The organism is Undibacterium sp. GW821-FHT07F11, assembly GCF_059418665.1.
Window position 1 is genome coordinate 193,554 of the sequence record NZ_JBWKQH010000003.1, and the last position, 14,503, is coordinate 208,056.

Below are 14,503 nucleotides of genomic sequence, written 5' to 3' on the forward strand. Positions count from 1 at the left end.
TAAATAACTAGCGAGCTAAGGCATTTACATTTATGAAGAACATTTTCATCGCAACAGCAATCACGGTAACGGCAGGACTGGCAGTCTGGCAATTCTGGCCGCAGCCTGAAGACAGCCAGACCCAACAGCAAGCCAAAGTCAATCTTTCCAGCTCCATTGGATCTGGAAAGCCTGAACGTGAGCGTGCAGCCTCGTGGCCGCCGCCATTTCCAGAGCGCACAGAGGAAAGAAAATTCGTGCCGTTGCTGCCTACCGGGCCACAACTTTCTGCTGCCCAGAGCCTGGTGGCTACCCGCGATGGCGATCCACGCACGCCGCCAATCCAGCATGATCAAGGCACTCAGGAAATGCCCACTGCAGCCGAACTGGCTGATCCGAAAGCCTACCAGAAGTACGAAGCCCGCCAAAACACGCACCTGTATGCTGCCTATGTACAGGCCGCAGACGAAGAGCTTCCACGCTTGCGCGAAGCAATCACTCGCGCCCGTAACATGGGTATAGCACCGGCAGAGATCGCCAAAGGCGAAGAAAAATTACGCCGCATCACCGCCATGCAAAAACAATTACTGACTGAGCATCCAGAATTCCAAAATGGTAGTGCGACGAAAGCAGATTCTAAATAAACTGCTGAAATGCAGCTCCGATACCAGACGCGGAGGCAAGCCGACGGCGTAGGGCCCGATAAAATAGAAACCATTTGTCGCGCTTGTTTAGATAATTTTCAATATTCTTTACAATCATTTTTGGCTTGCCCTTAATGCTCATAATTTCGCATAATTTATCTTATGTTAAATAGAATGCGTAAATGGTTAGGTCAAAAACTAGAAAACATGGCCTCCACAATAAACACAGTCCTTTCCTTTTTTACATTGCAGCCGACAACACGCTAAGTAATCTAAAATCTCCCTTTTTGAAACGCCTGCTAAACGCAGGCGTTTTTTTTCAGCCTCAACTAACCGGTAAAATCGCCGTCGCCTTGCATCATGCATCGCAGTTTTTCGGCAGCCACGAATGAACCAATAATGCTGTCTGATAGTGCTGAGGATTTGTTGTTTTTCGGCGACGGTCATTGGCTCGAACGGAAAAAGCTCTAATTGCATGTCGTTGTATCTGGGGCAAGTAAATTGCAGATGATACAAGAATTTGAACAAATGGCTGGCTTGCATTATGGGGGCGCTTGCTGGCGATCAATGCCCCCTGCATCACTTCACGGCTTGCCCGCTAAAAATCCAGGTAGTCGACAGGCTACTGCCTCTGCGCCCACGTCTCCGAATCCGAACGGGCTTTTCCTTAGTGTTGATCAGGCTGGATATTTTGCCCTGCGTGGCCGCTTGTGTGATTGATAAGTAAAATACTGTTACTCTTACAGAGTTGCAAATAAATCCATTAATAAAATTTAATTAGACAATAGTTTATGTAGGATAAGAAGAAAGGGAGTCTATGGAGATTGATACACTAAAAAAAATATGTGCCGATAATCAAATCACCTACAAAGAAGAAATATTAGGACAAGCGAGGAAGGTGCGTTTATCGATTTCTATTCTAAAAGACAAAGAACCAACTTGGATATATGTCTCAGAAGGACGCAATTTGGACGAGTTCGATGAACTTACAGATTTCTTTGAATATCGCTTAATTAAGGGCTTTGCAGGTGTATGGTCATCCAAATATAAGACTGTTGAATGCCTTATTGACGGCTTATTTGGGAGTATAACTATGATGCGTCTTGGCGAAAGAATCGCAGAGGAAAATTGGGATAGATCCGACGAATTAAATGCTTTCGTTACAGTACCGTCTCCAGTACCAGATTCAAAAATCGAAATAGGAAGACCAACACGTGCATATCAGATACTTAATAACGCTAAAGAAGAATTTGGGACACCTATAGAAATTCAGAAATACTTGCCTTACAACACCATAAAAATCAAAAATGTAGAGGTTGATTCACATAACGAAGCACTCAAATTAGTAAAAAATATTTTTTCTACAATTTGCTTTAATGTGAATATATTAACGGAAATTCCGATACAACTTCATCCTGAAAAAGCGGAACCATACCTATCAATATCATCACGTGATGATAAGGTGAAATTGCTCGCCCCAAGGTATAAATACCATCCAGAACCCATATCGATGTTTTGGCTAGCAGACAATCTTAGAGGCATGCCACTACAAAGGTACTTTTCATTCTATCAAGCCATTGAATTTTATTTCACAATATATGCTGAGGCTGACGCGCAAAGTAGAATTAGAGGGCTTTTGAAAAATCCTTCGTTTAACGTTGATGACGACAAAGAATTGTCGAAAGTAATGAACATCATAAAATTTAACAAGGCTAGCAACGCGTTCGGAAACGAATTAAGCCAATTAAATTCGACTATTACTAAATGCGTGAACGAAGCTGAACTGAAACGGTGGATATCAGAAAATGCTGATAGAAAAGAATTTTTCACGTCATCAAAAGACGCAAAGAAAATATCTGCTATTACATTCAACGTAGAGAAGTGCGATGATCTAATTAAAGCGATTTCGGAGAGAATCTACAATATTCGTTGCAGAATAGTGCATACAAAAGGCACGGAAAACAATGTGGAAGTATTTCACCATTTGTCAAATGAAGCAAAATATCTAAAACACGACATTGAGCTAATAGAGCGGATCTGTAGAGAAGTGATCATATTCAACGGTAGTCCAATTTAAGTCGTGGGCGTTCGTAGGAGATAATAGCCCTCTTACACACCTCTGCGAAATAATTGGGTTAGGCTAATACGTGGTCAAACATAAGAACATTATTCTCTAACCTGGGCTGTATATGAATTCTTCAGACACTGCAAAAGAAATAATTAATGAGCTGTATAGGCAAAATTTTACGCTCACAGGTTATTTCGTCCTGTATTTGGTACTTAACGTCTTGATTGTCGTTTTAGGTTCTTATTTGGGTGCCTACCTTAGAAGTAAAGGCCAGGAAAAACAAAGGGCTGAAGATCATAAAGAAATTAGAGATAGACTTCTTGATACAACGGACAAGGTTGAAACTCTTAAAAAGGAATTGGATAGAATTGACTGGGTGAACAGAGAGTGGACATCAATTCAAATTAAGAAAATTGAAGAAATCACAGCGCAAAGTATCAGCTGCGAGGAATACATACATCAATTGTTAAACCAAAGCATCATGCAAAAAGATGCTAATTTTAATGATCTCCTAATATTTGACAAGGCAATGATAACCGCAGAATTATATTTACCAGAACTTTTTGACGTATGCGAAAATTACGCCAAGTGTGGTAAAAATATTCTGCAACACATCCTAAAATGCAGAGTTGATATAGGGAAAACAACAGATTTGAGCGAGAAACAAAAGATATATGGGCAACTCTACGACCATGACCTACATATGGATTTTGTAGCCCGTAGAAAAGAGTTGATCAAGAAATCTTCAACGTTGCTGAAATCATTGTTGACATCCAAGTGAGTAGTTTATGATGGTCATATTTTTTGCAGTTGCAACACTAGCAAAATCTCACTCTTTGAATTCTCATGACCTTTGGACTGCAAGAAAACCGGGACAAACGACAAACCAGACCTTGACCCGCTCTCTTTCTCCTCAGCAAGTCCACCCAGCACCACCACATCACCATCCTGCAGGCTCAGTGAAGTTTTGACTTCACGCTTGATGAGCGTAGGCGAATTATTTACGCCTGTCTCTGTCTTCACAAAACATGACTTGCCCTTTGCTGTCGTCTATCTGGGGCAAGAGTTTCTGCAGTGTTGCTACTTCTTTTGCGGTGCCACTGAATAGCAAGACGTCTGCAGTCTGATCAATCATGGAAGCTGCCGAGCCTTCCGGCACTTGCTTTGATAACTTGGCACCTTCTGGTGCAGCTACGGCCTTGTTTGCAGCAAACTGGCCTTTGAACAGAGGTGCAAGCACCCTGGTGATATATCCCACGTCTCTGTGCTTAGGCCGATAGACAAACGTCTCCAGCTCGGACTGCAGCTCTATTTTTTCCTGCAGGAGCTTTTTACCTATGTAGTCGACACCGTTCTTTGTCTCGATAGCGAGTCCGAGGCTATCCAGAAAATTCACCATGAAGTGACGTATGTCGCCGTTTTGTGCCTCATAGCGGAATGAAACGGCGCGCGGATCTGTCAACACATCTGGATTGAAGCGCTTAGGAGTAAACCAGCTGTATGACCTGGCCGACATTGACCATGAGGAATTCAAACTTTAAAGGCGGGTTCGTTTCGTCTTGTTTCACGGTGATCGCCTGCTGTGTCAGGCGCAGTTCGGCATGCACTTGCTGGATTAGCTGTTCGTGGCGCCGGATTTCGGCTTCGCGTTGTTCCTTTAGCTTCGGTCTACTTGCCCGCCTGAGTTGCTGTTCTCAAAGCGATACATCTATCGCTGTGATGAGTAGAAAAAATTTCTGGTTAGTGCCTGTTGGTAATGGCATGCCTCCGATGGCGTAAACTTTTCACTCCGGATAAGGCGCGTGACTTTCAAAAAAGACATTGCAATTATTCTAAGAAAATTTCATACTCGTTTAATATTCGCGAACTACCTACTTTGGGGAACATCAGAATGTGAAAAGACAATATGAAAAATCAAATTCCCCGAGCGGTGCGTTGCGCTTGCGCAGGGGGTATTTCAGCAGCCTGTTAAGGCAAGGCGCGAGCGTACTGGTTGTTTGAGATATTCCCACCAACATAATGAGGAACCTTATGCCAAAGACTATCAAAGCAGTGTCAAAGAGCGCCTTACCCGATGTTTTCTTTACGAACATCAACAAGAATCCTAACCAGCTTTCCAAGCGCCCGCTGAAGTTGCCGAAACAATCGACAGAAGATGTTGCTCCTTTTCAAACTCCGAAGCGGAAAGGTAACTTTGTCTGGACGCCGGCGAATGTCGCCAAATGGACTGGGAGCAATCTGGCTTCGGGCGTTGTCGGTTCGATCGGCGGCATGGTGTTCGGCAAATTGATGGACGCCATCGGGCTAGGTGAGCCAAACTTAGCGGCAATGCTGACTGATATCAGCAACCGCATGATCGGAATCGAAAAAGACGTACGCTATATCAAGCAAATTACTGAACAGATATTGGCCGAGCTACGAGAGTTGCGCGTATCAATGGATCAATCCTTTTTGGAAGGCCCATTGAAAGAGGCGTTCGCGAAGATCAATGCGGCCTATGGCACACCTACTCCACGACGTCGTGCTCAGAATGGCGGCTTGATCGCACCCAGCATGATGGAAATTACAGTTCTGGCCAAGACCAAGAACGCAACGCAGATGAAGCCCTACCTCGAAGCGTTCCAAGAGGCCTCGCAGAACGTCTGGCAAGTGCGCAACCAAATCTTCCTTATACATGATGTGCTGGCCTCCACCACCGCTCATGGCACCACAGTGGTGGAAGCGTGGGCGGATGGCCTCATCCTCGCAGTACAAAACAAAAAGCTCTCCCTGGTAGCTGCCTCCCGCACATTGGAAGGCTACTTCATGCAGGCTGTCGGCAAGCAAGTTACTGCTGCGGCCATCCACTGCTTCGCACTCGGCGACGATGAGAGCCGCGTCAACTACTTCATGAAAACTGAGATGGGCGACAAGATGCGCAATCAGACCAACGAGTATTTGCGCTGCATCGAAAAATTAGTCTTCAGTGGCACAGTCATCAAAAAGATTCCATCCAACTTTACCATGCAGGAGTCTGGCGAATTCAACTCGGATGCAGAGGCAATTTTTTTGCGCGCAGATCTGGTTTGTGCAGCGTTAAATCTGGTTAGCAACGAGCGCAAAGTCTCGCTGAAAGACTCGATCTCAGGAGCCTACGGCCGAGTATTGGCTCGCAAAAGTGACATGGGAGCAGACGGCAATGGGCCGCTAATGACTCTGCCTGGACTGCCGTGGATTCGCGGCAAGATTGCTGGCAAAATAGATAACTTGCGGGTTGTTGATTTGACGCGCAGTGGCACCAAGTTGGATCTGGCCGACTTCAACGATTCTGCTCCCACGATGATTCGTTATTACTGGCCGTGGGGAGGTACTAAGCCGACGCAAGGGCGCCCCTTGGAGCCGGTCTTTCGCGGTGGCGTCACCCCTGCCTTTTTTGACGTATTCGAAGATAAAGACTGGCCGCTCGCAGCCGGATTTCTAGACTTTCGCACCATGCTCGTTGGGGCACCAGCGGGTTCACCGCCTACGCTCACGACTAACTCCGTCTTCGCCGGTTGGGACAAGCACTGCGCATGCGATCAAAAATTGTTTGTACCGTATTCTCCCCATCCTTTGGTAGCGCGACCGCCCAAAGGAGCCAATATGATTGAGTGGTCCTTTGCTCACGCTTGGAAGGGCGACGGAAATTTCCTGCGCTCCAGCGCCTTCCATCTCTTTAACTACAAGGGAAAGGCGCCAGCAAAGATACGGCTTACCGTCAACGTCTATTGCGCAGTGGAGCATAAGCCGCACTGTCCCACCTGGGGTGACAATGATGTCAATGCCCGCATCGCTCTAGTAAAACCAGATAACTCAAAGATCCTTTTTTACAACTCCGAACTTGAAGGTGATGGTCGACTCTTTTTAATTCACAGGCGGGGCAACTACAAATCAAACCTGGATTCGTGGCACCAATTGGACATCGACCTGACCGAAGGCGAGTACAGGTTGTCGCTCGATTTCAAAAATTGGGTCGGTTCACGTACTTGGTTTGAAAGTTACGATGGCTGGAATATCGATTCGCTCCATTTCGAATTGAACGGTGTCTGGCTGGAGTGGATATAAGAACTGTGGTGGTCAAGTAATATCGGACACATCAATACCCAAGACTTGCTTTTGACATGACCTTGAAACGGCTACAGTCAGTCTCGATATGTTTCCAGCAATCGATTTGCTGCATAATGCTCTCCTGTTCATGCCGCTCATTGCAAAGCACCACTAACTACAAAAAACTACTATGCGTAAGAAAATCCGAGATGAAGTTATTTCTATCGCTCCCTTCGACGCCATGGAGCGTGATGATATTTCCCGTTGCCTTGCATGGATAGACTCCGGGGTTGATTTGTGTCGCATAGCAAAGCCAGCCACGCCGCCAATGCATCTCGTGTCATATTTTGTCGTTGTAGATGATGGACATGTCCTATTGGTGGATCATAGGAATGCCCAGTTGTGGCTTCCGCCAGGTGGACATGTTGAACAAGGCGAACATCCGCGTGTCACAGTTGAGCGTGAATTAGAAGAGGAACTCGGCTTTGCGGCATCACATCCAATAGGGGGACCTCTATTCGTGACCATAACAACGACTGTAGGACTGACAGCAGGACATACGGACGTTTCGCTATGGTACGTAGTGCGCGCCAGTCGCCACCAAAGTTTTAAATTTGACGAAGGCGAGTTTGTGGATGTACGTTGGTTTTCATTCGAAGAAGTTCCGCTTGAGCGCACAGACCCACATATGAAACGCTTTATTGCTAAGTTAGTAAATAGCGAGAACACCTATGCAACAGCTTTAGGGTAATACATTCCAAGACTGAAAAATGCCTATTCTTTTTTTGTAAAAGAACACTGATTTTCATCAGGATTGGCCAAATGATTCAAGAGTTTTTTGACGTGCCAGTGGCATGCGCAGCCAAAACTCCTACTTCAGCATGGACATAGATCCAGGCATTTGGTCTGATGTGCTCAAACTTGACTCAATTCTGTGCTGCGCAAAAGGATCGGCCGCATCCACATACCGCATGGCGCTTTGTACGCTTTTCCAGCCTACGTATTCCATGAGGGTTTTCAGATCCCAACCATTACCCGTTGCCCAGTTGGCGAATCCACGCCTTAGTGAGTGCGCCGAATAGTTATTGGGGTTAGTGATGCCAGCATCCTTGAATATGGTACGCAGCAGAGGTATCAAGCTGTCCATATGAAGTCCCTGCTCCCCAATTTGCCCCCAGCGGTTCACCGATCTGAATACTGGGCCGGACTCAAGTGCCGCCAATTCTTTCCAGGCCGCATAAGCGGCAACTGGGCAGAACTGCTTTAGTGCCGGCGCTTTAAAAGTTACGCCTTTATTCTGGCGGTCACTTTTTGTATAGGGTAAGAAAAAACTCATGCCCTGACCAGGAATGATCTCAATGTATTCCACCTGCAGGCGGGTCAGCTCATCTCCGCGGAACCCGCGCCAGAAACCCAAAAGCAGCAATGCCCGGTTCCTGGTGTGCCTCAATTCTGCAGCCCGGTCGCCGGTTGCATTCGCAGTGGCAATCGCCTGCTCTATCCAGCGATCAACAATTTCGAGCTGGTCAAGCTGAAAAGGCTTGGCTTGTTTTTCCTGTGCTGGATGCTCTCTTTGTATGCCTCGCAGTACTTTTTTGACTAAGGGGGCTTTGGTTGGGTCTGGGAACCCCTGGTCTATGTGCCACTGCGCCAAAGCGGCCAGGCGCTGGCGCAATGTGTTGATGGCGAGTTTTTCGGCATGATCAACGAGGTACTGGGAAATGTTTTCACTTGTAGCAGGCAAGAAACCGCCCCACTCCACTTCATAGTGTCTGACAGCCGATTGATACGCGCCCCGCGTATTGTCGCGGGTGCCGGCATGCAAGTAATGATCGATTTTGCTCATGCTACATCTGCCTCAAATTCTCGTTTCATTGGCCCAATTGGCACCGTATCAAATACTCCGTGAATTTTAGCTCATTTTTAGCTATAACACTGGATAAACCTATCTTATCCGGTGTTAATTAATTTACACTTAACCTTGTAATTTATAATTAAATGGTATGTAATTACATAATACGTACCACATTACTAAATTTGATGGAGTAAAACATGGCCAGAACCGGATTGCTTAAACCTGAAGTTGAAAAAGCACGTAATTCAATCTTGGCCCAAGGACGTCATCCGTCAGTAGATGCGGTGAGAATTGCGCTAGGCAATACTGGTTCAAAAACCACTATTCATAAATATTTAAAAGAACTGGAAGAAGAAAGTGGTAGCCCAGTGGATAGAAAAACCTCGATCAGTGCAGCCTTGCAAAACCTGGTCGCTCAGCTCGCTAGCCAGTTAGAATCCGAGGCAAGTAGCCGTATTGCTGACATGTCTATGGAGTTCACTGAAAAGGATCTGCAGCATGCCGCAGAAATTAAAGAAGTCACCTCAAAACATGCACAAGTAAAAGAAAAACTTGATCTGACAATTGCTGCCATCAAGCAAGAAATCGAAGCACACGAGCAAACAAAAGAGGTATTGCAAAGTGAGTCCATGGCCCACCATACCCTGGCCCAGCAAGTGATCGATCTCAAGGAACGTCTGGCTGAAAATGATGTCCACCGGCTATCGCTCGAAGAGAAGCATCAACATGCCCGGGATGCTCTTGAACATTACCGCAACTCGGTGAAAGAGCAACGGAACCAGGACATCCGTAGCCACGAGCAGCAAGTGCAACAACTCCAGGCTGAATTACGGCAACTGCAACAGGCATTAGTCGCCAAACAGAATGAAGTAACTCGTCTCAACCAGGACGGGGCACGCTGGGTCGCTGAAATATCACAAGCGCAAAAAACGATTTATGACGAACAGGCCAGCCACCGAAAGCTCAGTAGCCAGATAGATGCACTGCGTGCGATAGAGCAACGGGCAAAGGTGCTGGAACCCCAGTTGAAAGAAAAAGACATCAAAATCAAAGAACTGGAGGCACTGCTGCTTCAGTCTGTTGCGGCAGGCAATAACCAAAAGGAACAGATACATAGGATGGAAGTCGAGCAGGCAAGCGCTATTGCAAAGATCGAAGCGCAGCAAAATATGATGGTGGAACTCAGATCTATTCTTGCTGACAGAATAAATTTGAGTGGGAAAGGGTTATCCCCCGTGCATGAAACAAATAAGCCAGCAACCGATTAGCTTAATCAACTCTCTAATATTCTGCTCTTGATTTCAGACAATCACCGCACTTGCCCGGAGATACTTTATTACTGATTGAACTCGTGTACTTCTGTTCGTTCATTGTCAAATCCGTGCCGTGACTCATTCAGCAACTCAGTCATTCGACGATAAAGTAGCGCTGGAGAAACCGGTTTGTGCAGTAAAGGAATACCCGAGGCACTTGCTTCCCGAAGTCGCTCCGGTGCGGTATCGCCGGTGATCAAAAGCGCGGGTATGTCCTCACCACATTGCTTGCGTACTATGGCAATAGCTTGAGCACCATTATTCAATTCCCGCAAGCGGTAGTCACTGATAATGATTTCCGGCGCAAGCAGTCGAGTAGTCACTAGTGCATCTTCGATTGATTCAACGGCGTTGCATTGACAGCCCCAGGCATCCAGTAATTGAGTCATACCATTTCGTACGGATGCCTCGTCATCAATTACCAGCACTCTGGCACTGATTTTGTACGTGCTGCAGAGCGCGTCACCAATGTCATTTTGAGCCACAACACTGGCATTGGTCAAAGGTAAGACCAGTCTGAACACGCTGCCTCGTCCCGGGCGGGAGCTCAATTCTAATAAATGCCCAAGTTTCTGCGTCAAACCGTTGGCAATCGCAAGACCCAATCCCAGTCCTTTTCGACGATCTCGTTCAGGATTGCCGAGTTGATGGAACTCTCGAAAAATTTCCTTATGCTGAGATACCGGGATACCGATGCCAGTATCCCATACCTCTATCACAGCATAATCACCGCGTCTGCGGCACGCCACCAAGATACCTCCCTGATCGGTATAGCGAATCGCATTTGATATCAGATTACGTATGATCAAATCCACCAGTGCAGGGTCGGACTGAACGGCAATGTTTGTTTCTCGCAAACGGTACACAATGCCTTTGATATTGGCTTGCGGTGCGAGATCATTTTCAATCTTGTTCAACAAGGCTTGCAGGTGAAATGAGCGTACATTTGCCTCGATGACACCTGCTTCGATGCGCGAAAAATCGAGCAAGCTGTCCAGCATTTCAGCGGATGCGGTAGATGCTGAGCGAATGTTACCCAAAACCTGTCGCTGGTCAGCAGAAAGTTCGCTGCGAGCGAGGACTTCTAAAAATAAGCCTTGCGCATGGACAGGCTGGCGTAAATCATGACTGGCTGCAGCCATGAAGCGAGATTTCGCCAAGGTCGCGGATTCAGCCACTTCTTTTTGTATCTTGAGTTCAGCAACCAGTTCAATATTTTCAAAACGTAGTCGCAATGAATCACTTACCATTTTACTCAGATAGCGTGCGAATACTGTCAGTGTAGGAATGAACATGGTAATTGACAGCACCAACGGCAAAATAAACGGTCTTTGGCTCGCCATGATGCAAACGGCTGATAGGCCAAATGGAAGGAAAGTGCTAAGGAAGGCGCGAAAGTCATGTGCAAAATAAATTGCCGTACAAACCCCCAGCAAAATGACCGCACAAAAGAATGCGAACTGCTCCAAGAGTTGACCGAAGGGGAAAAAGAAAAACATGCCTACAGCCCAGGCGACACTGGTTGCAAAACCAAGCAATCTGATGAAACCGAACAAACGGTAGATTTGTTCTGCATTTAATGAATGTCCGCGAAATTGTCGGATAACTAGAAACCAGGTGATAGTTAAACCAACAAAGCACCCTACCCACCCAAGCAAATAGACATGGTTGACGATACTCCAAAATACCCATGTAGTTGCGCATACTCCGGTCAGATTGATGAGTGCGGTAGCAAGGAAATTACTTTCTGCATACCGTACACGCTCGCCAAGAATCGCCTGGTTGACTTGCATCCGCTTTGATCTCTCCGGCTAACCGATCAGCCCGCGGCGATGAGCCACGAAAATCGCTTCAGAACGACTTGTAACCTGCAGGAATGCCAGTACCGCTTGCACATGGGCGCGTACAGTATTTTCTGAAAGATTGAGTCGTCGTGCGATCACTTTGTTAGCCAATCCTTGGCAAAGTAAATTCAATACCTCGCTTTGTCGCGGCGTCAAATGTGTCTGCTCAAAACGATTTTCGTTTGTATCCGCCTCGCCAGGACGAGGGAATTTTATTACCCGTCCACTTAGCACCTGGCCGACAAGCGTAAGTATGTTATCAGCCGTATCCCCTTTGGAGACAAAAGCAATAGCCCCTCTCTCAAGTGCTTGTTGCACCGTTTTTGGCGACGAGTCCGAGGAAAGCATGACAATAGGCGCTTGCGGCCACTTACGCTGAAGCAGCGCAATTCCATCGAGACCATTCAACCCCTGCAATTGAATATCAAGCAGGACAATGCTGGGCACCTGGGCGGTAGAGTGCATGGCTTCATCAAGTGAGGCCGCTTCCACAATTTGAGCTTCGGAAATACTTGAACGTAATAGCAGTGCGAGGCCAGCCCGCATTAAAGCATGATCGTCAACAAGGAGAATGGTGGTCGGCAACATAACGGCATTCACTGGTTTCGTGTGGAGCATAGCAAGTAAGCAGATTGCAGTTCTATAGTCCAATCAGACTATTTAATGAAAATTATTGTCTCACTATAATGCAAAAAAGGAAATTAAAGGATTGCATAACAGACAGCCATCGATAAGCCTCCATAGCCAGCCAACATTTTAAAAGCTGTTCCTATTTCACAATGACTAAGGAGCTTGTCAGCTGCCACGGGCACCGTTAGTGCGTTGATCTGGTAAGGAAATGAGCAGTATCAGATTTTAGTTTCCTGTTGTTTGTTAACTGCGATGGCAAAGATTAGCTACCGCCACATAACCCTCTAACCGATAAGGAACATCATGTCTGCAAATCAATCTTTTCTTTCAAGCCCTAAATATAACTATGACTTCGTGGTTGCAACAACTGAGGCCAGTATTAACGATGGACTGAAAGAGTATCTGAGTACAATCTCGCAATCCGAAACGGTGTTTTGCTTTCTTGCTGACGATTTGGGTAATCCCACTATTGCCATCAGTCTGGCTGATCTCAAGGCGCGTACCGATGGCATTGACCCCTTTACGATACCTGACGGCACCACTTACAGCGATCCTCGCATCACCGCGTTGACGATGCGCCGTTTCATGGTTGGCATCAAAATGAAACTGGGGTTACCGCCCGGCATCTTGCCGCAGGACTTACCTGCCATCGTTAGCCTGGGTTCATCAGCAAACAATGTCACCTTCAATCTCTTGTGCAGTGAATTTCAAATCATCCAGAATACGCCGCCAGGTGGTTTCAGCAGCGTTGGCGCGTGGAATGTCTGGTCGCAACCTGCCAACAAATCCTGGTATTTTACGACCAAGGTCAATCTGGTCTATCAAGATCTGAGCAAAGAGCTCGACACACCCTACTTCAACAGTCATCCGGCCGAGAAAACAGCTCTCCTGAATCAGTTGGTCAATCTCGGGTCTGGTGCATTCAGCCTGCAACAGTTGCTGTTTGACCTGGACAATGCTGCACTGGAGTCTATCCCAGTGATAGAGGGGCTCGCGCCGACTTCGGATGCCGCCACGGTGCTAACACGTTCTTTCGTGAATGGTTATTTTGCGACACTCAAGGCGCATGGCGTACCTGTGCTGTCAGTTCACGCAGTCGCCAACACACCTGATGGCTCCACATTGCGTCTAACCGGCATAGAACGGGAAGTTGGTCTTTTTCTCGATGGCAACGGTGTCGTCATCCCCACCCCCACACCTGATCAGAAAAAGGTCACCACATTGAATTATCTGTGTGCCGCCAACAATCACGCTTTGCCTGGAGTGGCCAGCTTTGACTGGAACTGGGTCGATCCCACAGAGCTTAACAATGAAAGTGGTGTGATCGCCATCAACCGCAATACGCTGGCGAACTACTATCAAAACATTCTGATGCCCGTCATTCGCAATTCCTGCATCGGCGTTAGTGTGTATGTTACCTGCGACCATACTTGGGCACCGATTACCGGTATTGTCGATTATAACTGGACTTTGAGCCCGGGAAAAACACCGCAAACCGTCGTTATCCCACCCAGTGGCGACACTGTGTTGAGCATCAGTTATCACAGCTGTGCCGAAGACCATACAAGTGCTGGAGCAACTTATGGGAAGTTGAAACTCTGGAGTAATTATGACTGCAGCGTCAGCTTCAAAGGAAACCAGATCACTATCGTGCAGCATCTGAAGATAAGGGCCTATGTGAAGTGGGATTTATCAGATGTGACCTACAACCCGTTTGATAAAACTCTGACCGATGTTTATACGCTGTCAGTCGGGCAAAACGGGCAACTGCAAATCAGCAATCCTGTCAGTACCCCGGAAGATAATTCCAAATCGCCAGACGCTGGCTGGTTTGCTAATCATTTCACCAGCGTCAAGGATATTGGTGAAGACATTAAAAAGAATGTCACCGGTTACCTGTCTACCAAGATCACCGATATTCCCGGTCTGGGATTGCAAAGTTTCGTGTTTCCAGGGGCGCGCGTATTTACCTATAAAGACGTGGCGTTTTCTGAGCACCAGGACCTGGTCGCAAAAATTACCTATGTAAAACCAAGTTGATGGATGCTTGGCTGGTGTCAGGCCGGATTTGAACCGGACTTGAACTGATCAGCGCAGGACTGACA

Annotated in this window: 12 protein-coding genes; 7 read left to right on the forward strand and 5 right to left on the reverse strand. The window is 46.8% G+C overall.

Annotated elements, in window-relative coordinates:
• The first annotated feature begins 32 nt into the window (after nt 1–32).
• The 3 genes from AC07OI_RS08270 (at nt 33) to AC07OI_RS08280 (ending at nt 3,472) form a co-directional block, all read left to right on the forward strand.
• Nucleotides 33–623 carry a hypothetical protein gene (locus AC07OI_RS08270; RefSeq protein WP_495256871.1) on the forward strand — a complete coding sequence of 197 codons (591 nt, stop codon included), beginning with the start codon at nt 33–35 and terminating at the stop codon, nt 621–623.
• Nucleotides 624–1,440: 817 nt separating this feature from the next.
• A complete protein-coding gene (locus AC07OI_RS08275) occupies nt 1,441–2,700 on the forward strand; it encodes a hypothetical protein (protein ID WP_495256872.1) in 1,260 nt (419 codons plus the stop codon).
• 112 nt (nt 2,701–2,812) lie between these two features.
• Nucleotides 2,813–3,472, forward strand: coding sequence for a hypothetical protein (locus AC07OI_RS08280; protein ID WP_495256873.1), 660 nt, complete (start codon nt 2,813–2,815; stop codon nt 3,470–3,472).
• A 14-nt stretch (nt 3,473–3,486) separates the two neighbouring features.
• Here AC07OI_RS08280 and AC07OI_RS08285 read toward each other — a convergent pair whose 3' ends face one another.
• Complete coding sequence (locus AC07OI_RS08285) at nt 3,487–3,714, reverse strand: secretin GspD/PilQ domain-containing protein (protein WP_495256874.1); 228 nt, start codon at nt 3,712–3,714, stop codon at nt 3,487–3,489.
• Nucleotides 3,689–4,207 carry a hypothetical protein gene (locus tag AC07OI_RS08290; protein WP_495256875.1) on the reverse strand — a complete coding sequence of 173 codons (519 nt, stop codon included), beginning with the start codon at nt 4,205–4,207 and terminating at the stop codon, nt 3,689–3,691. The genes AC07OI_RS08285 and AC07OI_RS08290 overlap by 26 nt, the downstream gene beginning before the upstream one ends.
• A 515-nt stretch (nt 4,208–4,722) precedes the next feature.
• Between AC07OI_RS08290 and AC07OI_RS08295 the strand changes: the two genes are divergently transcribed.
• Complete coding sequence (locus AC07OI_RS08295; RefSeq protein WP_495256876.1) at nt 4,723–6,774, forward strand: hypothetical protein; 2,052 nt, start codon at nt 4,723–4,725, stop codon at nt 6,772–6,774.
• A gap of 172 nt (nt 6,775–6,946) precedes the next feature.
• Nucleotides 6,947–7,507, forward strand: a complete 561-nt coding sequence (locus AC07OI_RS08300; protein ID WP_495256877.1) for an NUDIX hydrolase — start codon at nt 6,947–6,949, stop codon at nt 7,505–7,507.
• Nucleotides 7,508–7,627: 120 nt separating this feature from the next.
• Here AC07OI_RS08300 and AC07OI_RS08305 read toward each other — a convergent pair whose 3' ends face one another.
• Nucleotides 7,628–8,602, reverse strand: a complete 975-nt coding sequence (locus tag AC07OI_RS08305; RefSeq protein WP_495256878.1) for a site-specific integrase — start codon at nt 8,600–8,602, stop codon at nt 7,628–7,630.
• Between the two features lie 206 nt (nt 8,603–8,808).
• On the opposite strand from AC07OI_RS08305, the gene AC07OI_RS08310 reads away from it, so the two are divergent.
• Nucleotides 8,809–9,879 carry a DNA-binding protein gene (locus AC07OI_RS08310; protein WP_495256879.1) on the forward strand — a complete coding sequence of 357 codons (1,071 nt, stop codon included), beginning with the start codon at nt 8,809–8,811 and terminating at the stop codon, nt 9,877–9,879.
• Nucleotides 9,880–9,947: 68 nt separating this feature from the next.
• Here AC07OI_RS08310 and AC07OI_RS08315 read toward each other — a convergent pair whose 3' ends face one another.
• Both AC07OI_RS08315 and AC07OI_RS08320 read right to left on the reverse strand, forming a co-directional pair.
• The gene (locus tag AC07OI_RS08315; protein ID WP_495256880.1) at nt 9,948–11,717 is read right to left on the reverse strand and encodes an ATP-binding protein; all 1,770 of its coding nucleotides are present in this window, start codon (nt 11,715–11,717) and stop codon (nt 9,948–9,950) included.
• 18 nt (nt 11,718–11,735) lie between these two features.
• Complete coding sequence (locus AC07OI_RS08320) at nt 11,736–12,356, reverse strand: response regulator (RefSeq protein WP_492704349.1); 621 nt, start codon at nt 12,354–12,356, stop codon at nt 11,736–11,738.
• A 345-nt stretch (nt 12,357–12,701) separates the two neighbouring features.
• Between AC07OI_RS08320 and AC07OI_RS08325 the strand changes: the two genes are divergently transcribed.
• Nucleotides 12,702–14,438, forward strand: a complete 1,737-nt coding sequence (locus AC07OI_RS08325; RefSeq protein WP_495256881.1) for a hypothetical protein — start codon at nt 12,702–12,704, stop codon at nt 14,436–14,438.
• The last annotated feature ends 65 nt before the right edge of the window (nt 14,439–14,503 follow it).